We start from the raw sequence: 22,501 nt of genomic DNA, 5'->3' as shown, positions 1-22,501 counted from the left end.
TCACGGTGGAGATGAGGATCGGTAGACAGCTGTAATCAGCTATGCAACGTTGAATAAAGGAAGGATGGCGAAAGAATTCATTCTCCTAAGAGGCACTCTGAGGCAAGGCGCATTGAAGGCAACGCCGCTTTTGAAGGGTGCTCCAATGACCGATAACATTTTGCGATTCTGGCAATCATTAGAGACAGATGACCCTTTGGACCCCCTGTTCAAGGCGGCGCCAGTTCTGATGCACGCAATTGACAGATCCGGAACCCTTGTTCGAGTCAGTCAGTTTTGGGCTGACAAGCTTGGTTACACGGTTGAAGAAATGGAAGGAAAGAAAAGTTTTGACTTCCTGAGCGAGAAGTCCCGCGAGTACGCGATAAAAGTGGGGCAGCCAAAGGTCTTCGAAGCAGGGAAAATTTACAACGTTGAGTATGACTTTGTATGTAAAGATGGAACGCTGCTACCTGTCCTGCTTTCTGCAATTTCAGAATATGATGGAAATGGGGATCATATTCGTTCCCTGGCCATTATCTTTGACAACTCAGAGGCAAAACGCGCCGCTGCACAATTACAGCAGAAACAGCGTATGGAAGCCATTGGCGCTCTTGTCGGCGGCGTAGCTCATGATTTCAACAATCTTTTGGCGGTTGTCTTGGGGAACTTGGAGTTTCTCCAAGATGACCCTGATGCAAAGGAACGACTTGAATACATCGAAGATGCGATGACCGCGACATTGCAAGGGGGAAAGCTTACGCAGCAATTGTTGAGTTATGGACGAAAAGCCCACCTGACACCAAGTGTCATTGATTTGAACAAGGTGGTCATTGGATTTGCCAGAATGATCCGCAGATTATTGCCACCAAATATTGAGTTCGAAACAGTAACCGAGTCCGATTTGTGGAAAGCCAAGATAGATGCCGCCCAGTTGGAAACTGCAATCTTGAACATTGTGAATAATGCCCGGGACGCCTTAACCGAAGAGGGGCGTATCACAATCACAACAAGCAATGTGCAGATAGACAGTGACTACATCCAGACTTCTGGTGAAAGCATTGATCCCGGCCGCTATGTGAAGCTGGTCATCTCTGATTCCGGCGAGGGAATGGACCCAGATACAATGAGTCGAATCTTCGATCCGTTTTTTACGACCAAGCCTGTGGGGAAGGGCTCGGGGCTGGGGCTGTCTATGGTTTTCGGTTTTATGCGTCAATCAAATGGGACGATAAGCGCCTACAGTGAAAAGGGTGCAGGTACGTCGATGAATTTGTATTTCCCGGCGGAGTTATCTGACCTGGAAGCACAAAAAATTGAGACGCAGAACTGTGCCAAAGCACCGCTGGAAAAGCTTGTCCTTTGTGCCGAGGATGAAAGTAAAGTTCGCAACATAATTGTGCGCCAACTGCAGAAAGCGAACTATCGTGTTGTAGCCTGTCCTGATGGTGACGAGGCACTTCAACAGATCCAGGCGGGTCTGCGCCCAGACATTTTATTGACAGACGTTGTCATGCCAGGCTCAGTCCAGGGACCAGAACTTGCTGAGCTCTGTCGTCAGGTGTTTCCAGAACTTCCTGTTGTCTTTATGTCTGGCCATCCCACTGATGTTGCAACGCACAGCAAGGGAATTGAGAGTGGTGATGTGCATTTGATTAAGCCTGTTAGCCGTTTTGATCTCATCCAAACCTTGACCGAACTTACGACTGACGACGACTGATAGGGCGACCCAATTTCAAAGAGTAGCACCTTGATACCACGAGCGTGCTGGACCTGTGGACGTTGGTCTGAGCCAATAAAAAACCCGCGCAGTGTCCTGCACGGGTCTTTGACTGGGCTGTGAGCCGCAATCAAATGTTGTTGGAGTACAATGACTCGTAGATCGGGATCAGCGTCTTGTCGTCAAACAGTGACGATACAGAGGTGCCGTGCCAGATGTTCAGGATCGCTTGGGTAAACAGCGGCGCGGTGGGCAGAACACGGATGTTGGGCGTGTTCAGGACTGCCTCGGTTGGTTGGATCGAATCCGTCAAAACGAGAGATTTCATCACCGAGTTGGACACACGTTCAACAGCTGGGCCGCTCATCACGCCGTGGGTGATATAGGCATGCACCTCTTTGGCTCCCTCGTCCAGCAGCACTTGGGCCGCCTTGCACAGAGTTCCAGCTGTGTCGCACATGTCATCGATGATCAGGCAAATCTTGTCTTTGACATCCCCGATCACTGTCATTTCGGCAACTTCACCCGGCTTGCCGCGGCGTTTGTCGACAATCGACAGCGGTGCGCTGATCCGTTTGGCCAGTTCGCGCGCCCGGGCAACACCGCCCACATCAGGCGACACCACCATCAATTCATCCATGCGATCTTTGAACTGGTTTTTGACATCCAGTGCAAAAATCGGGCTGGCGTAGAGGTTATCAACTGGAATGTCGAAAAAGCCCTGAATCTGGGCTGCGTGCAGATCCATGGTCAGGACCCGCTCGATGCCAGCTTCGACCAACATATTGGCCACCAGCTTGGAGGTGATCGGTGTCCGCGCTTTTGTGCGGCGATCCTGACGGGCATAGCCAAAGTAGGGGATCACAGCAGTGATCCGCTGGGCTGATGACCGGCGCAGCGCGTCTGAGATGATCAGCAATTCCATCAGGTTGTCGTTGGCCGGGTTTGATGTCGGCTGGATAATGAACATGTCCTCGCCGCGGACGTTTTCATAGACCTCGACAAAGATTTCACCGTCATTGAAGCGTTCGACGCGGGCATCGACAAGCCCTTGGTCGACGCCGCGATGCAGGCTCATCCGACGGCTGATTGCCTCGGCAAGAGGTGGGTTAGCATTCCCAGAAATGAGTTTGGGTTCGTTGAGTGTCGGCATAAGCTGAATATCCCCAGGCAGCTGAGCAGTGTGACAGATTCGTGATGTTGAACACCGCTTAGCATGGGCGTAGCGTCGGGCAAAGTTCTTAGGCAGGAGAGTGCCAAAATGACCCAGATCCGTTTCTACTTTTCCACGCTGTCGCCCTATACCTATCTGGCGGGCACACGGTTGGAGGAGATCGCCGACAAACATGGCGCGAGTATTGACTACAAACCACTGGATATTGCGGGCCTGTTTGGCCGCACTGGAGGTCAGCCGCCCAAAGACAGGCATCCATCACGGCAGGAGTACCGCCTGATTGAAATGGAACGGCAGGCCAAAAAGCTCGGTTTGCCGCTAAACCTGAAACCTGCCTATTGGCCAACCAATCCAGCGCCATCGTCTTATGCGTTTATTGCGGCTCAAAATGCGGGTGGCGGCGATCTGGGCAAACTGCATCACGCGTTTACCCGTGCGGTCTGGGCCGAAGAGCGAAACATTGCTGAGGACGATGTGATTCGTGATTGTTTACAAAGCGCCGGTTTCAACCCTGCGCTGGCGGATAGTGGATTGCTGACCGGCGCCGAGACCTATGCGCAAAACTTAGAGGAGGCCGTCAGTGAGGGTGTCTTTGGCGCGCCGTTTTACATCACCTCGGACGGGGCCAGATTCTGGGGCCAGGACCGGTTGGATGACCTGGATCAGCATCTGGAGGACATCGCTTAATGGCGGATTTGCCACAGCCGGTATTTTCGCGCAGTTTTGGCACGGGCGCACGTCAACTGCTGGCCGTGCACTGTTCACTGGCGCATTCAGGCACCTGGCGCGGGCTGGAGACAGCTTTGGAGGGGGATGTCACCCTGACCGCCTTTGACATGCTGACACATGGACGCAGCCCGGATTGGGATGGGCAGGGGGATTTTCAGGACCGTAACGTTCAGGCAGGCCTGACCCTGCTGGAAAAACCCGTGGATCTGATTGGTCACTCGTTTGGCGCAACGGTTGCTCTTCGGATGGCCGTACAGCGCCCAAATCTGGTGCGGAGCCTGACCCTGATTGAACCTGTGTTCTTTGCAGCAGCTATGGCAGAGGACCCGAATGCTCTGCAAGACCTCGAGGTTGAGAACAGACCTTTCTTAGACGCACTTGAAGTAGGTGATGCTGCGCTGGCCGCGCGCCTGTTCAATCGGATGTGGAGCTCGGGCGCACCGCGTTGGCCGGATCTGCCAGAACCAACCCGTGCAGCTATGACCCGGGCAATTCAAATTGTTCCAGCTTGCGATCAGGCAATCCTGACCGATCCGTTTGGTTTACTGGCGCCTGGGGGCTTAAAAGGCCTGACCATGCCCGCGCTGCTGCTGCGAGGCAGTGAAACCAAACAGATCATCACGTCGGTGAATAAGAGTCTGTGCAAACGTCTTCCAAATGCAATGTCATCAGTGATCGAGGGCGCGGGCCATATGGTACCGATCTCCCATCCGACAGACGTCGCAGCCAAACTGAGAGAGCTGTGGAACACATGCCCAGATCCATCTTCATCTAGCTAGAAATATCCTGGGGGTTTGGGGGCAAAGCCCCCATTCGCCCCGGCCTGACTAAAGTAACGCCAGAAGTTGGTCGATCTGATCGTGGCCAATTGACCAGTCGCAAACATACCTTGCCCCCACCAACGCGTCTTCAGGGCCCTCTAGGCTGCCATCCCACAGGTGGTAGCTGGCACCAGCTGCAAAGGCTTTTTGGTGGGTTGCCCTCGGCAGGGAGGCAAAGATCATGTTGGCATCGGGGCTGTGCAAAAATTCTGCACCGGCCTTGCGCAATCCTTCGGCCAGATAGTCACAATTGGCGTTGGCGTTCCGCGCATTATCCAACCACAATCCGTCTTTCAGATAGCCCAGCATCTGCGCTGCCAGATAGCGGTTTTTGGAAAACAGATGGGCGCCGCGCTTACGGCGTAGTTCAAATTCCCAAGCGTGTTTCGGATCAAAGAAGATAACGGCTTCAACGCCCATGCAACCGTTCTTGGTGCCGCCAAAGCTGACCGCGTCTACTCCAGCTTTCCAGCTCATTTCTGCCGGGGTGCATCCAAGGGAAACCATCGCATTGGCAAAACGCGCACCATCCAGATGGACTGGCAAATCAAATTCAGCAGCCACAGCACACAGTGCCTGCAGCTCATCCAGCGAATAGACTGACCCGCGTTCGGTCACCTGACTGATTGCGACCGGCCCGCGCTGCGGCCCATGAACTCCACGGGTTTCTTCGCCCTCAATGCTGTTGCGCAGGGCCTGCGGCGTCATCTTGTCTCCACCTGGAACCAGCGTCAGCTTGGCGCCGCCTGAGAAAAACTCAGGTGCATTGCACTCGTCTTCGTGGATATGCGCAACCGACGAGCAAAACACGGTTTGATAGGGTTGGCTCAGAGTTGCGAGTGCCAGTGAATTGGCAGCTGTGCCAGTGGCAACCAGATAGATTACCGCGTCGGGGGCCTCAAATAGCTCGCGCAGGGTCTGACGCAGGGTCTCCATCTGCGCGTCATCGCCATAACCCATAGCATATCCCGAGTTTGCTTCGGTCAGGGCTTGCAGAATTTGCGGGTGAACAGGCCCAGAGTTGTCAGAGGCAAAATGCATTAAATAGGTTCCTCGATTATGTGGTCTTCCCAGTCTTCTTCGGGGGTTTCAAACTCGGATACTGTCCAGCCTTTGACCGAAACACCAGCTTTGTGCACGCTGTCAGGATCACCGGTTAACAGCGGATGCCAGTCGGGCAGGGGTTTACCTTCCCACAGCAGCCGGTAAGCACAGGTCTGCGGCATCCAATAGGCGTGGGTGTCCAGATTGCTCGGCTTCAACACGATACATTCCGGAACAAAATTGTGCCGGATATCATATTGCGCACAAAGGCAAGTCGCATCGTCCAGCAGTCGACAGGCCACACGGGTCAGGGCCACTTCGCCAGTGTCTTCATCTTCCAGCTTGTTCAGGCAGCATTTGCCACAGCCGTCACACAGGGCTTCCCATTCTTTTTGGTTCAGCTTGGTCAGGGGCTTTTTTTCCCAAAACCGTTTGGCCAGCCCGGATCGATCGATGAGGTCGGTCATGTCTTTGCCAGTATCTCGCGTGCCTGTGTGCAGTCTGCATTCATGTGTTCGATCAACGCGTCCAAACCGTCAAATTTCAACTCGGGGCGCAGATAGTCGACCAGACCAACCGAAAGGGTTGCCCCATACAGATCACCAGAAAAGTCAAAGATGAAGGTTTCAAGATTGGGGTGATCCCCATCAAACATCGGGCGCACACCCATCGAGGCCGCACCATGGTAACTGCCAGTATGTGGGCCATCCAGCACATCCACCAAGACGGCATAGACACCAAACGCGGGGAGGTGCAGCCCATCGATCGACATATTTGCGGTTGGGAAGCCCAGTTCACGCCCGCGCTGTTCACCACCAATCACCGGACCTTCGATGCGATGCCAATGACCCAGCATTGCGGCCGCATCTCGCGGGCGTGCATCGCTCAGCGCCTGGCGGATTGCGGTCGAAGAGACCGTGTGTTCGGAATATTCCATCAGTGGCGCAATGGTGACGCCAAACCCATATTGCTGACCATAGCGTCGCAGGTCCTTTGGGGTGCCGGCGCGGCCTTTGCCAAAGCAGAAATCAGCGCCCACCACCACATGTGCCAGCCCCAGACCCTCAGCAATAACATCACGGGCAAATTCTTCAGGCGTCAGGCCAGACAGGGCGGCGTTAAAGTTCAGCTGGTACAGATGCTCGACACCCATCTTTTCCAACCGGGAGGCGCGGGCCTCTGGCGACATCAACCGAAAAGGCGGTGCATCCGGGGCAAAGTATTCACGTGGGTGTGGTTCAAACGACATGACACCAAGCGGCGCATCCGGAGCAGCCCGCCGCGCCAGATCAATCACCGATTGGTGGCCCAGATGGACGCCGTCAAAATTGCCAATCGCAACGCTGGCGCCGCGGCTTTGGGGTTCTATAAACTGGTGATCTCGGATGATGCGCATGAAGGCATCCGTACCTGTACAGGCCAGCCGGTTCAAGCCGCCTGTTTAAGGTGATGAACGGAGTGTGCACCCGGTTCATCACATTCGCCGCCCCGGGAGCGATCCGAGGCGGCCGTCAGATTTACGTGTAGCTATCAGCCAAGCTGTTCAGAGTTGCAGGTGCGGGCCAGTTCAATCGCCTTGTATGTTCCTGCCAGATTGACTGAAAACCCATAGGATTTCTCTGGGAAGACTTCCATGACATGCTTGCGCGCCAGATCATCCACAAACTGTGGATCTTCAGACAAAACATATCCCCCTGTATATCCCTTGGTGATATTGCCGCGCATACCTGTAGCTTCACCGGCATAGAGATTGCCATCCATTGAGATCAAAACAGCCTGGGTATCCCCTTTTTTGATATCTGTTTCGGCAGTGGTGAACACGCCGACATAGCCAACCGCGCGATCTTCGGTCAGGCCCATCTGTACAACATTGCCCAAAGTATCGGTCTTTTCGATCAGGCAGGACTTTTTGGCTGTATCAATGTAGATACCCCAGCCTTCAACATCGCCGTATTTCAAAAACGGTGCATCCTCTGCGATGGTGGCGGTTGCGGTCAGGGCAGCCAGAGCTGCGCCTGCAAATACAGATTTCCGGTTTAACATTCTAAGTCCTCAAATTCACTATGAACAACACCGGAGGTCAGCCCGCCGGACAGAGAGAACTCTAAAGGTTGAAAGCCCGGAGACAACCGGATTTGAGGGCTGGAGGGGCATCTATGTCGGAACGCCCTAAGACTAGGCCATTTCATGCCACATCTTGAGGTGGGGGTAGGGTGCGTGCTGGCACGCACCACTGCGATGGTCAGTCAAACTTGCGTGACGGGGCCAAAACCACAGCTTCGCCAGCCAGAACCTTCTTTCCATCCACGCTGCAGTGGCAGTCAAGTTTGACACGGCGCTTGGACATATCAATGTCGATCACCTTGACCTCTGCAAATACCATGTCACCGGGGCGCACCGGGGCCAGGAATTTCAGCGTTTGGCCCATATAAACGGTCCCATGTCCAGGCAGCTGTTCACCAATCACTGCCGAGATCAGCCCGGCGGTTAGCATCCCATGCGCAATGCGCCCCTGGAATATGGTGTCACGTGCATAGTCATCGTCCAGATGTACCGGATTGCGGTCGGTTGATACCTGGGCAAACATCTCGATGTCTTCGTCGGTCACAACTTTACGCAACGACCGGGTCATCCCCATTTCGATGTCTTCGATGCAGATGGTTCCGCGTGGCTGGTTGTCCAACATATCGCCTCCGACATTTTGCTCGTGAAATAATAAAGCGTCAAACTCGAACGCTTCGCAACTTTATTACTTTGCAGGTGCAGAAAATCAAGAGCTAATTCAGCTAGCGGAGCCGCCCAATGGTATAGGTCGGGTTGGATTGTTCCTGTTTCAGGTAAAGCTCTAGCGCCTGCGCATCCGGCTGGGTCTCGGTCTTTGTCTCTTTGGCTGCCAAACCGCCCGAGATGAACAGAGAATCAATTCCTTCTCCCTTGCCGCCATCGATATCAGTATGGGGCCCATCGCCAATGACCAGAATATCGCCATCTGGGATGTCCTGCCCCAGTTCAGCCAGTCGGCGGCGGGCCAGATCATAGATCGGCGGATGTGGCTTGCCAAAATAAAGGCTCTCGCCGCCCATTTCGGTGTAAAGCTGTGCGAGGGCGCCCGCGCACCATTCACGGGTCTCGCCGCGGTCCACCACGATATCTGGGTTGGCACAGAGCAGTTTCATGCCCTTTTGCTTGGCGTAGAGAAAATCCGACCGGTTCACGTCAGGGTCAGCCATAGGGTCATTGGGGCCGCAGCAAACAATGCCCTCGGCCTCGGCCAGTGGCACCCGCTGAATGTTGCTGGGGTTTTCAAGTATGTGCAGCGGTTCAAAGAAGCCAGCGTCGCGTTGCCATTCGCCCATGAAATAGACTTTCTCTCCCACTGCGCCGCGGAACATCGCAGACCGGGCCGAGTCTCCAGAGGTGGCAATAGTGTCATATGCGTCAGCGGGGACGTTGAACTGACCCAACTGTTCGGCCACGCCAGCGCGGGGCTTGGGCGAGTTGGTCACCAGTACCACGATACCACCCGTCGCCCGGTAAGCCTGCAAGGCTGCGACCGCTTCGGGGTAGGCGGTGATGCCATTGTGGACACATCCCCAAAGATCAACAAAAAGCGCCTTATAGCGTGAAGAAACGTCGGATAGGGCGGCGATGATCTGCGTCATGGGATGTCCTTGGGTTGGTCCTGACCCATGTATGGCGCAACCCAACGCTAAAGGCCATCGAAGGAAACCATCGCTTGGTCGCAGTGTGCTGATGTCGTTTTGAAGGTGTAGCGATTCGAATGGGGGGGCGTTTAGCTTTTAACGCTAGCCCTATGGGTGCGCCTACAGCCAGAGGGTGAGAAACCTGACGCTACCCCCGCGTCAAATTAAGTTATTTCGAGATGGACTTCAGTGACTTGCCGCATAATGCCGCAGATTGAAACTGAAGGCGTTGGGTTGCGATGCTCGGGTGAAGTTTTTCAATCATGCAGATGAGAGGGGCTGTCTTTCCTGGTAAGTGTTTGTTTTTCAGCGGTTAGAGGCTCCGCTGCACTGCGAGGGTGGCGCGTCGTGAGGCAAAATGGCGTGCTTAGATCTAGCTGGATCTATGAGGTCCTATTGAAAACTTAAATTTTGAGGTAAACAAATTTTTAGATAGACCAAATTACGATTGGTGGTGAATGAAGTAATTTCGAATGGAGGGTGGCTTGTACAAGCTCCTGAATGGCCTCAAAGCGCATACGACAGCGATAGTCATCACCCTCACCACCTTGCTGACGTTTTCGATTAGTGCTGAGTATGAGCTGCTGGAAGCCTTTTATGAGGCAAGCCGGACCCATGAGGATTGGGAGCTGGACGAGTTAGCGGTCTTGGTTTTGAATTTGTCGGTGGGTTTGATTTGGTTTCTGATTGTCAGATCGCGCCAGTTGTCCCGCGCAGTGAAAGAGCGGGATAAGGCTGAAAAGGCGGCTCAAAAAATTGCCCGCCATGATGCCCTGACGGGTCTTGCAAACCGGCGTGCTTTTTCAGATCACATCGAGAACTTGAAACTGTCTGAGAAAACGACAGAAAAAAGCATCATGGTCATGATGTTGGATCTTGACCGGTTTAAAGCCGTTAATGACCTGCATGGCCACGCAAGCGGCGACTACGTCCTGACCGAGACTGCAAAGCGCATTACTGATGTCATGAGAGATGGGGACTTTGCGGCCCGGCTGGGCGGGGACGAGTTTGCAATTACGCTTGCTCCCGGCTCAACAGTAGAACGAGCAGAGCGCATAGCGCGGCGGTTGCTGACGGCGATTGCCAAACCCGTTAACAATGAGGGCACCAAAATTCCACTTGGAGCGAGCATCGGTATTTCCCGGATTGTTCTGGGGCAGCGGGTCTCAATTGCGCTGCAGTTGGCGGATCAAGCCCTCTATACCGCGAAGAAGGCAGGACGCGGCCAGTTTGCCTGGTACAATGTCGAATTGGATGAATCTGCTAAGGAACGCCAACAACTAGAGCAGGACCTACGGCTGACTGTCCGCAATGAAGAAATCGTTCCCTACTTTCAGCCGGTGTTTTGCATGGCAACGGGCAAGCTCTGCGGGTTTGAGGCGTTGGCCCGTTGGCGACATCCTGATAAAGGCATGATTTCGCCAGAGATATTTATCGAAATTGCCGAAGATATTGGTCTGATATCTCAGCTAGGTTGGAGCATGCTGGAGCAGGCTTGCAAGTACGCCGGTGAATGGGACCCTTCGTTGAAACTGGCGGTAAACTTTTCTCCGGTGCAGTTCCGCGATCCAAATCTTGTTGTTATGGTTCGAAAAATTCTGAGAGAGACAGGATTTGATCCCCAGCGGCTGGAGATTGAAATCACGGAAACTGCGATTGTTCTGGATTTTGACTTGGCCAAGCGGTCCATCGAACAGTTGCGTGAGCTGGGTGTGTCACTTGCGCTGGATGACTTCGGGACTGGCTTTTCATCACTCTCGAACCTGCGGTTGCTGCCATTCGACCGTCTGAAAATCGACCGAAGCTTTGTAACTGGGATATATAGCTGTCTGGAAAATCAAAAGATTGTGGCCGGTATTCTGGCTTTAGCCAATGAATTGGAATTGACGGTCACCGCAGAGGGTGTTGAAAATCTGCAAGACCACCAGTTCCTAATGTCGATGGAGTACCAGTGTCAGCAAGGACAGGGATATCATTATGCCAAACCCTTGCCGGGAGATGAAATCGACAGGCTGCTGGAAACAAAGTGGTCAAACCTGCATCGAAACGGCGATCAAGACGGTGTTGAGCCGGTACCGTTTGCCAAATTCGCCTGAAAGAGTACTGAGCAGGGTGTCTTAGCTCAGTGAGCTAAGAGCAGCAAAAAGGCCTCTTTTGAGGCGCCTTTTTGAAACCACGGCAGTGGTTTTTGATTTGAGCGCTACTTTTCGACAGCGGCCTTTAGGATTTGATACTCGGGTGAAGCCTTTACGCGCTCGTTGGTCGCTGCCAGATCAAACGGGGTTTCTCCCATTTCATTTTCGACGGAAGGATCTGCGCCTGCGTCGAGCAGGACCTTGATGGTCTCGGGGACACCAAACTTGGCCACACCATGCAGTGGCGTCCAGTCGTTTGCTGTCTTCGCGTTCACGTCTGCCCCGGCCTGTAGCAACAGGTTTGCGATCTCTGGTGTGCCCGCTGCCGACACAAAATGAAGCGGCGTGCGGTCAAGGTCGTCCTTGGCATTTACGTCTGCTCCGGCGGCCAGCAGAACTTTGATTGTTGCCGGTGTGGCCTTGCTCACCCAGTGCAGCGGTGTTTTTCCCGCGGTGTCTCTGCCGGTAGCGCTGGCCCCATCTTCTATCACCTGTGCAACAGAGATGGCTGTTGCGGTTTGGTAAAACTCGGCTTGGCATAACACGGTACAGGTATCAGCAGCCTGCACTGGGGATGCAGCAATTGCTGCAATGAACCCCAAGAGTAACTTGTTCATAAGGTAACCTTTCAAAACAGACGTTCCCAAAATACCGGGATCTGCAAGCAAGCGTAGGCCCTGCCACTTCTTGATGGCAATGGATAATTCCCTTAACGATTGTCTTGGGGTGCAATTTGTGACGCCAATCAGTTTCGATAGGAGAATTCGTTGAAGACGTTTTACATCTCGATGGTTTTTGCCGCCGCCTTGTCGGCCTGTGGGACCACCTATCAGTTACCGCAAACCGGCTCGGCGCAAAACGTGACGGCCAAACGAATGTTCGCAGAAGCGCGCGCAGAGGGGCCACGACAGCAGCTGTCATCTTCCGCAGCTGAACAACGGTTTCGCCGGGTTTCAGCGCGGGTTGGCCGGGCCGGGACGCAGTACTGTCAGACGTTGACCGCTGACCGCAGTGGGTTTGACTGTAATGTCGATCTGGCAATCGATCGCAAGATGACCTCGCGCAACGCCTACTTCACCTATGACGGCGACAGCCCGATCATTCGGATCTCGATGCCGATGCTTCGTGATTCAGCCAGTGACGACGAAGTGGCATTTATCCTGAGCCATGAATATGGTCACTTGGTTGGGCGCCACGTCGAGAAACAACAACAGCAGCAGCTGGCTGGCGCATTGATCCTTGGGGCAATTACAGCGGCGGCAACTTCAGACGCCGGAGATTACGACGCGGGTCTTGTTGCAGCTAGCATGGGGATTGGCGCAGCCGCAGGGTCACGCGCCTATTCGCAGACCTATGAGTTGGAGAGCGACACCTTGGGAACGCGGATTGCCTATGCTGCCGGATATGATCCGGTTAAAGGTGCCAAGTTCTTTGCGCGGCCTGAACAGGTTAGAACCTCATCTGGCAATCTGTCGTTCTGGGGAACACATCCACCTGATGAAAAGCGGTTGGCCATCGTTCTGGCAACGGTTGAACAGATAAATGCAAACGTTGGGTTAGCAAAAGCTCGCTAAAATTTGGCCTGTGCTGCCATCAAAAAAAGGCGCCCAATGGGCGCCTTTTCTCATTGGTATGAAAAGTCTCAGACCTTCAGGCTGGGAATGATTTGCTTTTTACGGCTCATCACGCCGGGCAGGACAACCAGGTCGCCGTCTACCGACGCACCAAAGCTCTTCTCGGCGACTATTTTGACCAGATCATTGGGCACCAGCAGGGTGGCTTCTTCGTTCAGGATGTCGATAACAAACAGCAGAACCTGCTCAACACCATCCTCAGAAGCGACAGTTTTCATGCTCTCCATCAGGCTGTCCTTGCGGTCCAGTACAACGCCGGGCGCGGTGGTTTCCAACACGGAAACGCGGAACTTTGTGCCGTCGACAGCATATTCCTTGCTGTCCATGCGCAGCAGTTCGGCATCGGAAAACGACGAGACGTCGGATTTCGCAGCGAACATCTCGGCGGCGTATTCTGCGATGTCGAGGTCCAGATCAGCGGCCAGCGTTTCGGCTGTGGCCCGGTCATGATCGGTGGTGGTGGGCGAGCGGAATTCCAGTGTGTCGGACAGGATGCAGGTCAAAGCCGCCGCCATGATCTCTTTTGGCATCTTGGCCGCATCATCACCGATCAGGTCCAGCATGATGGTGGCGGTGCAGGCCAGCGGACGGATGGTGATGTCGATAGGGCCTTTTGTCTCCAACCCACCAACCAGCTTGTGGTGGTCGATGATGGCCTGAACGTCGGCACCATTGATATTGACCGGCAGCTCGGCTGGATTGTTGGTGTCAACGATGATCACCGGCTGATCGTCGGCTACATCTGCAATGATTTCCGGCTTATCCAGGTTCCAGCGGTCCAGCATGAACAAGGCCTCTGTGTTGGGCTCGCCCAGCAGCTTTGGCTCAGCATCGATGCCTTTGATCTCGTTCAGGTACCAGGCCCAAACGATGGGCGAGCCGGTGGAGTCTGTATCGGGGGATTTATGTCCGAAAATCTGGATGGTCATCATGCAATCCTAAAAGTAACAGCGAGTTTGCGGGCGTTATAGCAGGGTAAACAGACATGTCACCCCGCGTACGCTGCAATGCGGCGCTTGGTCCCTTGCATAGCTCAGACAAACAGGCTCGACTTTGGTTTAAGGTTTTGCAAGAGTATCTCCCGTTTGGGAGCGAGGTTACAGTGGATGGCGTTCCTCCAATGGCCTCGCCTCTGGACTGTATGTCAACGTGCTGCCCAAGAAAAAGGATGTCAGAACGCAGCCCTAGTCAGCGAATAGCCCTTGTTCTTCAAGAGTTGCAGAATGCCGTTGCGTCCGGGCAGATGCGCTGCACCGACTGCAATGAACAGGTTTTTTTCTTGCCGTTTTAGAATGACCGGCATCCACAGTTGGTTGCGCCAGTCAAGGAGTTGGGCGTCAACTTGGCGTCGTAACCGGGTGACTTCGGCCCTCGACACGTCCATGTCGTCAAAAAGCGTCCAATTTCCAAGTATCTGGGCCTCTGTCACAGCTTCATCGAAATAGGCACCAAATATTGTCATTCTGTGATCATCAAATCCCTTGCGGCTGCTCAGGCCAAGCTTAAGAAGGCGCATTTGATCTTTCATGGGTTGTCGCGACATTGCGCGATAACCTATCCCGTTTTCTTCGAGGCCAGAAAGGGGGACGCGGGCGTGCTTTGCAATGGCCTCGATGCGGCTGTCTAAACCTTTGAAAGAAGTGAGCCCCAACCCACCACAGCGGCTTCCCAACATGATATAGGACACTGCCCAAGGCTGCAGGCGTGCCACCTGTTCGGGACTGGCCCTTTCAAAAGCCAGCTTGAAGTTTAATTGCTCCCAATCCTTCTGCGACATCATGGTTTGCAAGGACCGCCCTTGGGGCATGAGGAATAGCTTTGGAAAGGCCTTGATAGGGGAACCTACCTCGGCCATTTGGCTGGTGGTTCTTTCCAAAAACACCAGGTCAGCAGATTTGATAATTGGCTTAAGCTTACGCATTGTAGATCGCATGCGTTTGTCGCCAATGTGAAGAGTGCCTACAACGTGAATACTCTGGCTGCCCTTTGTTGCAATCCAGTGATTGCCATATGCAAAGGGCACTTTAGCAGCTTCGCGTTCCAGCCTAGCCCGAGTTTCTGAAGACAGATGTGGGCGAAGATCAACACCTTCGCAGCGGGCATTGGCCATGGTTGCAGCAATAGAAAAAAGCAGAGCAGAAAGAAGTCGTAACATAGTAAGCCTCAGAAATTCACTTTTGAGAAAATGGAGTAGATGCGGAACACGCAGGCCCGTTTGTCCGGAAGTATAACCTCTTGATTAAAAGGCATACAACAGCTCTTGTTGCAATGTGTTGGTTACAGGTAGGGTGCTCGCCATGGACCGTGAAGATCAACTATATCCGCCGATCAAGGCTCTTCTTGAACGTCAGGGCTATACCGTCAAAGGTGAGGTCGGGGCAGCGGATGTGGTGGCGCGACGTGGGGATGAGGACCCAGTGATCGTTGAGCTAAAGCTACGGTTTTCTCTGTCGCTGTTCCATCAGGCGATCACCCGTCTGGCGGTCACGGATCTGGTCTATATCGCAGTGCCCAAACCCAAGGGTAAACAGGCGCGGCGGATGTTAAAGGACAATCTGGCGATGTCGCGCCGGTTGGGGATTGGGCTAATCATCGTATTACCCGACGGCCGGGCCGAGGTGCAGTGTGATCCGGGTCCTTATGCGCCGCGCAAATCCAAGAAAAAGGCGACACGGCTACTGCGAGAATTTGACCGGTTGCAGGGGGACCCGAATGCGGGCGGCGCGACGCGACATGGGATTGTCACTGCATATCGGCAGGACGCCCTGCGGTGCGCGTCACATCTGGCTCAGAACGGCGCGACCAAAGGGTCAGATGTTGCGGCCCAAGCCGGGGTTGCCAAGGCGACACAACTGATGGCCGCCAATCACTATGGCTGGTTTGAACGGGTGAGTACCGGGATTTATCAGCTGACGGAAGCAGGCGCTGCTGGCTTGAAACACTGGGCCTATAGTTGGGATGTTGAAGATTAGAATCCCAAGACCCGACTAAGGTTCAAACGCTGGGCTAGGTGATACATCACCGTTGGGCCAATCACTCCAGTTGCTGTGCCAAGTGTCAGGTGTATGATTGGATCATTCACACCAAGCTTCAGAAACACGATGCGCGTTGCGGCACTAAAAATGGTATGGGCTAAAAAGATAGCCATTGTCATCTGCCCCAACTGTTGCAGGACGTTTCCAAAAGTCTTCCCGCTCCACCTATGTGAAAGCCATTGCGCCATTTGCAAAAACACAACAGTCATCACAGCTGATGCAGTGCCCTGGCTCAGGGATTTGACCGGGAAATAGCCGGCGGCAATCCCAAGTACCAAAAATACAATTAAGCTGACCATGGGGAGAGGGTAGCGGCCAGACATCCACTTCGTGCTCAATCCAAGAGCAACTCCGAAGGCCAGAAATGGCGTGTGGCGCATGGTTTCACCCAGCCATGGGATCAACGGCAGGGGAATATCCACGACAGCCCAAAACACCAATCCGGCTGATGCGATGGCGTACCAGGCGCGTTTGTGGGTTGTTAAAGCTGGGAATAGCTTCATCAGCAGGCCCAATAGGGTCATGCCTATGAACAAAGCCCAGAGAAACCACATATGCTCCAGCGGCGGCAGTGGTGATGTCCATAAGTCGGACAGACCGGATTGAGAATTGGTGCCGTCACCGGCTAAAATTCGGAGCCCGATGAAAATATAGGTCCACAAAACCAATGGATAGAGTAGTCGAGCAATCTGGCGCCAGACAAAGCCACTGGCCGACGCTTTTTGGACATGCCGCATCAGAAAACAACCCGCCAGCACAAAAAACGCGTTCATATGGAACATGTAGATAAAGTCATCTACATGACGGATCAGGAACTGATTGCTGATAATACCAGCTTGATCCAAGCCGCGCCAGCAGTGCCCAAAAACGACAAGAATGATTGCCAAACCGCGCGCGGTATCTACCCAATCCAGACGGGCTTTTGGCGGGGGGGATGTGTAATCAATAGTCTGGTTCATGCGTGATCTGGTACTTTTAATACGGTAATAAAGACTGAAAAAACGTTGAGTTAGCGTGCTACCTGATCAATATCATCAGTTTAATATAATATCGAGTTACAGTTTGTGTTCAGTTGGTTGCCATCTGAGGTTGCAGTTGCAAGCATGACCCCCCATTTGTTTCCTGAGTTACCGGTTCGTTTTGAGTATTTTTGACAGGTTTCAAGCGAGCAAAAGAAAAATGGCGCATACGGTTGACTCGTCTTTCCCGGAACCCTAGCTATCCCTCGTTAGCACTCGCTCCAAGTGAGTGATAACGGTTCCCGGCATTACCAACGGGGATCGCAAGGATAACAACCTTTGAGCCTTAAGGAGCATCAAAGATGGCACTTAAACCGCTTCACGACCGCGTGCTGGTTCGTCGCACTGAGAGCGAAGAAAAAACTGCTGGTGGACTGATCATTCCTGAATCCGCCAAAGAAAAGCCGAGCGAAGGCCAAGTTGTTTCAACTGGTGAAGGCGCACGCAAAGACAGCGGTGAGCTGATCGCAATGGCTGTAAAAGCTGGCGACACCATCCTGTTCGGCAAATGGTCCGGCACCGAAGTCACCGTCGACGGCGAAGAGCTGCTGATGATGAAAGAAAGCGACATCATGGGCATCATCGAGTAAGCCCACCGGCTTCTCTGATCCCTAACATCGCAAACTACACAGATATTCTCGAGGAGAGACACTATGTCTGCTAAGGACGTCAAATTCGACACCGATGCCCGCAACCGTATGCTGGCCGGCGTCAACATTCTGGCTGATGCTGTCAAAGTAACCCTGGGCCCTAAAGGCCGTAACGTGGTTCTGGACAAATCTTTCGGCGCACCGCGCATCACCAAAGATGGTGTATCCGTAGCCAAAGAAATCGAACTGGAAGACAAGTTCGAAAACATGGGCGCTCAGATGGTCAAGGAAGTTGCTTCCCGGACCAACGACGAAGCTGGTGACGGTACAACAACCGCAACAGTTCTGGCCCAAGCCATCGTCAAAGAAGGTCTGAAGCAGGTTGCTGCTGGCCTGAACCCAATGGACCTGAAGCGCGGCATCGACCTGGCAACTGCTAAAGTTGTTGAAGGCATCGTTGGCTCGGCTCGCGAAGTTAAAGACACTGCTGAAGTTGCTCAGGTTGGTACAATCTCTGCAAACGGCGAAGCTGCTATCGGCCAGCAAATTGCTGACGCAATGCAGAAAGTCGGCAACGAAGGTGTTATCACCGTCGAAGAAAACAAAGGCCTGGAAACAGAGACCGATGTTGTTGAAGGCATGCAGTTCGACCGCGGCTACCTGTCGCCTTACTTCGTGACCAACGCTGACAAGATGATTGCAGACCTCGAAGACTGCATGATCCTGCTGCACGAAAAGAAACTGTCCTCGCTGCAGGCCATGGTGCCTCTGCTCGAGCAGGTTATCCAGTCGCAGAAGCCTCTGCTGATCATTGCTGAAGATGTTGAAGGCGAAGCCCTGGCAACTCTGGTTGTGAACAAACTGCGCGGCGGTCTGAAAATCGCTGCTGTTAAAGCTCCTGGTTTCGGCGATCGCCGCAAAGCCATGCTGCAGGACATCGCCATTCTGACCGGTGGTCAGGTGATCTCCGAAGATCTGGGCATGAAGCTTGAGTCCGTGACTATGGACATGCTGGGCACTGCCAAGAAGATCGAAATCACCAAAGACGAGACCACTATCGTTGACGGTGCTGGTGAGAAAGCTGAGATCGAAGCACGTGTTGCTCAGATCCGCACTCAGATCGAAGAAACGTCTTCTGACTACGACAAAGAGAAGCTGCAAGAGCGTGTTGCCAAACTGGCCGGCGGTGTTGCTGTTATCCGCGTTGGCGGCATGACCGAAGTTGAAGTTAAAGAGCGCAAAGACCGTGTTGACGATGCACTGAACGCGACACGCGCCGCTGTTCAGGAAGGCGTCATCGTTGGTGGTGGTGTTGCTCTGGTTCAGGCCGGTAAAGCACTGGATACCCTGGAAGGTGCAAACTCTGACCAGAACGCTGGTATCGTCATCGTGCGTAAAGCCATCGAAGCGCCTCTGCGTCAGATCGCTGAAAACGCTGGTGTTGACGGTGCGGTTGTTGCTGGCAAAGTTCGCGAAAGCAACGACGCTGCATTCGGCTTCAACGCTCAGACCGAAGAATATGGTGACATGTTCGCGTTTGGTGTGATCGACCCAGCCAAAGTTGTGCGCACAGCTCTGGAAGATGCTGCATCGGTTGCTGGTCTGCTGATCACTACCGAAGCCATGGTTGCTGACAAACCGTCGAAAGACGGCGGCGCAGCAGGCGGCGGCATGCCCGACATGGGCGGCATGGGCGGCATGGGCGGCATGATGTAATCACAAGTCCTTTGGACTTGTGAGGCCCGCAAGGGATATCACGCCATCCTACCGGATGAATTTGGGGTCGCCTTCGGGCGGCCCCTTTTTTGTGTGTTAAACTAATTTACTCTGATCGCAGCTGACTGCGATGTGCTCAATCGAGATCGAGCAAGCACTTTGGTGGGGGGCTTTCAGATTGGTTTTCTGGGCAAACACGAACGCACATCAGAAGTTATTGCTAACCAGTTTGATTTTCAAAACGGAGAAAGCAGACCGCGTCAACTGGAAAGCAGGTGGGCAAGCGACAGCAACATGTCCTGCCCTTTAGAGCACTGCGAGATCAAGCAAGGGTCATCCCATTCATTGTAGAAAAGGAACTCGCAACCGCCGAAGGAAATGTTGTCGTGCATTATGTGGGGCTTGGAGCGTATTTCCCCATACGCGTCCTGGACTGTGGCTCGCAGGTGGGCGATATCTGCTTCGCAAAATTCGAGCGAGATATTTCCTGTGTCGAGCTCAAGAATTCTGAAAACCATATAAGGACGCTAGGCGGGTATTTCTTTCAATGCAAGAAGAGGGGGCTACTTCCAGTTTCCTCACAAATATGAATCAAGCGTCTGCTGTGCTGGCGCTTGAGAGCGGAAAGACAGCCCAACGCGGGTGCCTCTTTTCCAGCGCACGCTGACGTCGAAAACACCAATCTTGCGGATGGAAACAGACTGGATTGCCGCCGGGTTTAGCCATTGTGAGCCGCTGGGCAGTTCGATCCCAACACCTTTCTGGCTGATGTTGAATGTCTCAGCCGCCAAAATTCCACCCGAATAGTGCAATGTGCAGGATTTCCTAAGCGGCACGCGTGTTTCTTCTTCATCGGGCATCTGGGACATAGGGGGCTTGCAACCTCATTTCGCGTCTCAATTGAGCAAGACAAAGGTTCTGCCTTGGCTCTCGGGTAAGACGAATAGTAGGGCAGGTTTCACTAATAACTCATTATCGCAAACTTGGTTCATTCTGCGGTGCAGCTGGCACTTTTCGGTCGCCATTGGTCACAATTCATGGTGTCTGTCAAATTCATGAGATCAGACCTCAAAAGAGATGAGACTATGCTGCAAGTTCTTGGACGCCCAAACTCCGTCAATGTTCAAAAAGTCATGTGGTGCCTGGTTGAATTGGGGCTTACCGCAGATCGCAGTGACATCGGTGGTGCCTTTGGGGGGAATGATGCCGCAGACTATTTGGGGAAGAACCCAAATGGGAAAATCCCAACTCTGATCGATGGGGATTATGTGTTGTGGGAATCCAATGCCATCGTGCGCTACCTGTGCGATCAATACCGGGCAGGGCACTGGTACCCCGATACAACGCAAAAGCTCGGACATGCCAATCAATGGATGGACTGGTATCAAACTGCGTTGCATCGCCCCATGACAACCCTGTTCTGGCAGCTGATCCGAACCAGCCCCGAACAACGAGATCAAGCCGCCGTCGACGATGCGATCAAGGAATGCGCCGGTTTTTGGCGGATGCTGGATCACCATCTCGCCGATAGGGACTACATTCTGGGTGAACACATCAGCATGGCAGACGTCCCACTGGGATGCGCAGCCTATCGCTGGCACTCCATGAATTTTGAACGCCCTGATCTGCCTGCATTGCAGGATTGGTGGACCCGTATATCAGAGCGTCCAGCCTTCCAAACTCATGTCATGTTGCCGCTCACCTAAGGCTTCGACCACGCGGCCCACAGGGGCAGCCGTGCCCCGATGGCAACAGTCGGTGCGCTTACTATTTTTTGCCATTTGGCGAATCCAACGTACATGTTAGACGATAGCTCGTGTTCAACCCTTAGCCACAGGAGGCGTCTTATGATCAATGTTTCAACCAATGACCGCCTCGCGCTGTGTGGCAATCGGATAATTTGGGCGTCGCAGCGTAACAGCTGACTACGTCTAAGACTGAACACGTTTCTTCACAGCTGAAGTCTAATCGGGCCTGACCCACGACCTTTTTTGTCGTTGCGGGTCTGTCCTTCCAACTCTCAATTTACAACAGGAGTCTTCCGTTTATGCGGAAGCTTGATCACCATGACTCGACTTGAAACTACGACTCCCTTTGCTGACCTAAACGCAGCTTTGTCGCAAATCACAGCTGACTTTGGAAAATGGCGCGTGCTGAGTGCATTGTTGCGTCACCTATTCGTGCGCAAGCGGCCGGTTGCAATGCTATCGCCACCACTAAATGCCCACATGCGCAGGGACATCGGCCTGCAGCCTTTAGGTGATCTGGCGATAGATCGCCTTCCACCTCGCTTCTAAAGGATGGGGCTGCCTTGTGGCAGCCCCATCTTTCGTTGAACCTAACCTGCTTGTAGAATTTCGAAATAGCCGGGGAGCAGCTTGAGAAGAAGCTCCCGTCCGGCGTCAGAAATGCGCAAGGGCTTCATTCGTGAATCTTCCGCTTTTTCACAATAAACGATAAACCCACGCCGCTGCATAGTTTTAAGCGTGGTACTGATAACGGGCTTGGAGACATCCAGTTTCTCGCAGATCTTAGCCGCTAAGTGGCTGTGTTTGCTTTGATCCCGATGCAGGATCATCAGCACCAGAAATTGGGTTTGGGACAACCCATGCAACGCAAAGTAGCGCTCTAGTTGCCGGATGAGCAGGCTGGCCCGACGTAGCATCTGCAGCGCATCACCGGTTTTTTGCACATCCACCACGTCAAGCGAATGTGCAAACCCGCTGATCATCTCACGCGTGGGCAGATCTTTGAGAAAGAACATCAGGTGTCGCGATTCATTTTGACGATCTGCGGAGGTTTCGCCAACCAGTTTTGATAGGCGTCGAAAACAGCAGTGCTGTAGGGTTGCGCATAGTGGTCTTCCAGTGCCTGAGGATCGGCCCAGTGTTCCACCAGATACAGATTTCCATCGTCGCCTTGGCCGGTGTTCAGCTCAAATCGTAGGCAACCCGGTTCATCAAGTGTCTGAGGAATGATCCCCTGCAGGGCAGCAAGTGCTTCTGCGTAGTGGGCGGGCTTCGGGGTGATTGTGGCAAACAGGCTGAATTCGGTCATAGTGGTATTCCGTTATTGGTTATGATGCTAACTATATTGTTTGATGAACGAGTTCTTCAAGGGTCCAAAGGCGAAACATGACTGCAAGAGGGTGGTTTTTGTTTAGGAAGCTGCAGATTGATTTTGATTTTTCCCGGTGTTGTT

The 22,501-nt window shown here is 53.4% G+C and carries 24 protein-coding genes; 10 read left to right on the top strand and 14 right to left on the bottom strand.

The features are described from left to right. Positions 1–145 precede the first annotated feature (145 nt). Positions 146–1,699 (top strand): ATP-binding protein, encoded by a 1,554-nt coding sequence (locus FEE96_RS18720; RefSeq protein WP_212744795.1) that lies wholly within the window; start codon positions 146–148, stop codon positions 1,697–1,699. 130 nt (positions 1,700–1,829) lie between these two features. On the opposite strand, the gene FEE96_RS18715 is transcribed toward FEE96_RS18720, so the two are convergent. Next, positions 1,830–2,852 carry a ribose-phosphate pyrophosphokinase gene (locus FEE96_RS18715; protein WP_138164653.1) on the bottom strand — a complete coding sequence of 341 codons (1,023 nt, stop codon included), beginning with the start codon at positions 2,850–2,852 and terminating at the stop codon, positions 1,830–1,832. A 108-nt stretch (positions 2,853–2,960) separates the two neighbouring features. Between FEE96_RS18715 and FEE96_RS18710 the strand changes: the two genes are divergently transcribed. Next, a complete protein-coding gene (locus tag FEE96_RS18710) occupies positions 2,961–3,560 on the top strand; it encodes a 2-hydroxychromene-2-carboxylate isomerase (protein ID WP_138164652.1) in 600 nt (199 codons plus the stop codon). Then, positions 3,560–4,381 (top strand): alpha/beta fold hydrolase, encoded by an 822-nt coding sequence (locus tag FEE96_RS18705; RefSeq protein WP_138164651.1) that lies wholly within the window; start codon positions 3,560–3,562, stop codon positions 4,379–4,381. Before FEE96_RS18710 ends, FEE96_RS18705 begins: the two co-directional genes overlap by 1 nt. Positions 4,382–4,429: 48 nt before the next feature. Here the strand turns inward: FEE96_RS18705 and FEE96_RS18700 are convergent, their stop codons facing one another. The 6 genes from FEE96_RS18700 to FEE96_RS18675 form a co-directional block, all read right to left on the bottom strand. After that, complete coding sequence (locus tag FEE96_RS18700) at positions 4,430–5,464, bottom strand: threonine aldolase family protein (protein ID WP_138164650.1); 1,035 nt, start codon at positions 5,462–5,464, stop codon at positions 4,430–4,432. After that, positions 5,464–5,934, bottom strand: coding sequence for a YcgN family cysteine cluster protein (locus tag FEE96_RS18695; RefSeq protein ID WP_138164649.1), 471 nt, complete (start codon positions 5,932–5,934; stop codon positions 5,464–5,466). Before FEE96_RS18695 ends, FEE96_RS18700 begins: the two co-directional genes overlap by 1 nt. After that, positions 5,931–6,863: a bifunctional riboflavin kinase/FAD synthetase gene (locus tag FEE96_RS18690; protein ID WP_138164648.1), complete on the bottom strand. Its 933-nt coding sequence runs from the start codon at positions 6,861–6,863 to the stop codon at positions 5,931–5,933. The genes FEE96_RS18695 and FEE96_RS18690 overlap by 4 nt, the downstream gene beginning before the upstream one ends. A 134-nt stretch (positions 6,864–6,997) precedes the next feature. Beyond that, a complete protein-coding gene (locus FEE96_RS18685; protein WP_138164647.1) occupies positions 6,998–7,510 on the bottom strand; it encodes a hypothetical protein in 513 nt (170 codons plus the stop codon). Between the two features lie 199 nt (positions 7,511–7,709). Beyond that, a complete protein-coding gene (locus FEE96_RS18680) occupies positions 7,710–8,153 on the bottom strand; it encodes a MaoC family dehydratase (RefSeq protein WP_138164646.1) in 444 nt (147 codons plus the stop codon). 100 nt (positions 8,154–8,253) lie between these two features. Next, complete coding sequence (locus tag FEE96_RS18675; RefSeq protein WP_138164645.1) at positions 8,254–9,129, bottom strand: TIGR01459 family HAD-type hydrolase; 876 nt, start codon at positions 9,127–9,129, stop codon at positions 8,254–8,256. 527 nt (positions 9,130–9,656) lie between these two features. On the opposite strand from FEE96_RS18675, the gene FEE96_RS18670 reads away from it, so the two are divergent. Continuing rightward, positions 9,657–11,267: a putative bifunctional diguanylate cyclase/phosphodiesterase gene (locus FEE96_RS18670; RefSeq protein WP_171021753.1), complete on the top strand. Its 1,611-nt coding sequence runs from the start codon at positions 9,657–9,659 to the stop codon at positions 11,265–11,267. A 104-nt stretch (positions 11,268–11,371) separates the two neighbouring features. On the opposite strand, the gene FEE96_RS18665 is transcribed toward FEE96_RS18670, so the two are convergent. Then, positions 11,372–11,923 (bottom strand): ankyrin repeat domain-containing protein, encoded by a 552-nt coding sequence (locus FEE96_RS18665; protein WP_138164643.1) that lies wholly within the window; start codon positions 11,921–11,923, stop codon positions 11,372–11,374. Between the two features lie 150 nt (positions 11,924–12,073). Between FEE96_RS18665 and FEE96_RS18660 the strand changes: the two genes are divergently transcribed. Continuing rightward, positions 12,074–12,880 carry a M48 family metalloprotease gene (locus FEE96_RS18660; protein ID WP_246079515.1) on the top strand — a complete coding sequence of 269 codons (807 nt, stop codon included), beginning with the start codon at positions 12,074–12,076 and terminating at the stop codon, positions 12,878–12,880. 68 nt (positions 12,881–12,948) lie between these two features. Here the strand turns inward: FEE96_RS18660 and FEE96_RS18655 are convergent, their stop codons facing one another. Both FEE96_RS18655 and FEE96_RS18650 read right to left on the bottom strand, forming a co-directional pair. Then, positions 12,949–13,869, bottom strand: a complete 921-nt coding sequence (locus FEE96_RS18655) for a manganese-dependent inorganic pyrophosphatase (RefSeq protein WP_138164642.1) — start codon at positions 13,867–13,869, stop codon at positions 12,949–12,951. 242 nt (positions 13,870–14,111) lie between these two features. Next, a complete protein-coding gene (locus FEE96_RS18650; protein ID WP_138164641.1) occupies positions 14,112–15,095 on the bottom strand; it encodes a TraB/GumN family protein in 984 nt (327 codons plus the stop codon). A 142-nt stretch (positions 15,096–15,237) separates the two neighbouring features. On the opposite strand from FEE96_RS18650, the gene FEE96_RS18645 reads away from it, so the two are divergent. Further along, the gene (locus FEE96_RS18645) at positions 15,238–15,912 is read left to right on the top strand and encodes a DUF2161 domain-containing phosphodiesterase (protein ID WP_138164640.1); all 675 of its coding nucleotides are present in this window, start codon (positions 15,238–15,240) and stop codon (positions 15,910–15,912) included. Here FEE96_RS18645 and FEE96_RS18640 read toward each other — a convergent pair. Next, the gene (locus FEE96_RS18640) at positions 15,909–16,934 is read right to left on the bottom strand and encodes an acyltransferase family protein (protein WP_138164639.1); all 1,026 of its coding nucleotides are present in this window, start codon (positions 16,932–16,934) and stop codon (positions 15,909–15,911) included. The two genes, FEE96_RS18645 and FEE96_RS18640, sit on opposite strands and share 4 nt — an antisense overlap. Positions 16,935–17,296: 362 nt before the next feature. Here FEE96_RS18640 and FEE96_RS18635 point away from each other — a divergent pair, with 362 nt between their 5' ends. Further along, complete coding sequence (locus FEE96_RS18635; RefSeq protein ID WP_138164638.1) at positions 17,297–17,584, top strand: co-chaperone GroES; 288 nt, start codon at positions 17,297–17,299, stop codon at positions 17,582–17,584. Positions 17,585–17,647: 63 nt separating this feature from the next. Next, entirely contained in the window at positions 17,648–19,300 is a 1,653-nt protein-coding gene (gene groL, locus FEE96_RS18630) for a chaperonin GroEL (protein WP_138164637.1), read from the top strand. Between the two features lie 578 nt (positions 19,301–19,878). On the opposite strand, the gene FEE96_RS18625 is transcribed toward groL, so the two are convergent. Next, positions 19,879–20,169 carry a PilZ domain-containing protein gene (locus FEE96_RS18625; RefSeq protein WP_138164636.1) on the bottom strand — a complete coding sequence of 97 codons (291 nt, stop codon included), beginning with the start codon at positions 20,167–20,169 and terminating at the stop codon, positions 19,879–19,881. Positions 20,170–20,385: 216 nt separating this feature from the next. Here FEE96_RS18625 and FEE96_RS18620 point away from each other — a divergent pair, with 216 nt between their 5' ends. Both FEE96_RS18620 and FEE96_RS18615 read left to right on the top strand, forming a co-directional pair. Beyond that, complete coding sequence (locus FEE96_RS18620; RefSeq protein ID WP_138164635.1) at positions 20,386–21,006, top strand: glutathione S-transferase family protein; 621 nt, start codon at positions 20,386–20,388, stop codon at positions 21,004–21,006. A 360-nt stretch (positions 21,007–21,366) separates the two neighbouring features. Continuing rightward, positions 21,367–21,597 (top strand): hypothetical protein, encoded by a 231-nt coding sequence (locus FEE96_RS18615; RefSeq protein WP_138164634.1) that lies wholly within the window; start codon positions 21,367–21,369, stop codon positions 21,595–21,597. 41 nt (positions 21,598–21,638) lie between these two features. Here the strand turns inward: FEE96_RS18615 and FEE96_RS18610 are convergent, their stop codons facing one another. Continuing rightward, the gene (locus FEE96_RS18610) at positions 21,639–22,064 is read right to left on the bottom strand and encodes a MarR family winged helix-turn-helix transcriptional regulator (protein ID WP_138164633.1); all 426 of its coding nucleotides are present in this window, start codon (positions 22,062–22,064) and stop codon (positions 21,639–21,641) included. Next, positions 22,064–22,357, bottom strand: a complete 294-nt coding sequence (locus tag FEE96_RS18605; protein ID WP_138164632.1) for a putative quinol monooxygenase — start codon at positions 22,355–22,357, stop codon at positions 22,064–22,066. Before FEE96_RS18605 ends, FEE96_RS18610 begins: the two co-directional genes overlap by 1 nt. Positions 22,358–22,501: the final 144 nt, after the last annotated feature.

Source organism: Parasedimentitalea maritima (assembly GCF_005771405.1).
GTDB classification, from domain to species: domain Bacteria; phylum Pseudomonadota; class Alphaproteobacteria; order Rhodobacterales; family Rhodobacteraceae; genus Parasedimentitalea; species Parasedimentitalea maritima.
Note: the sequence above shows the minus strand (reverse complement) of the source record. Positions and strands in the feature narration are given on the sequence as shown.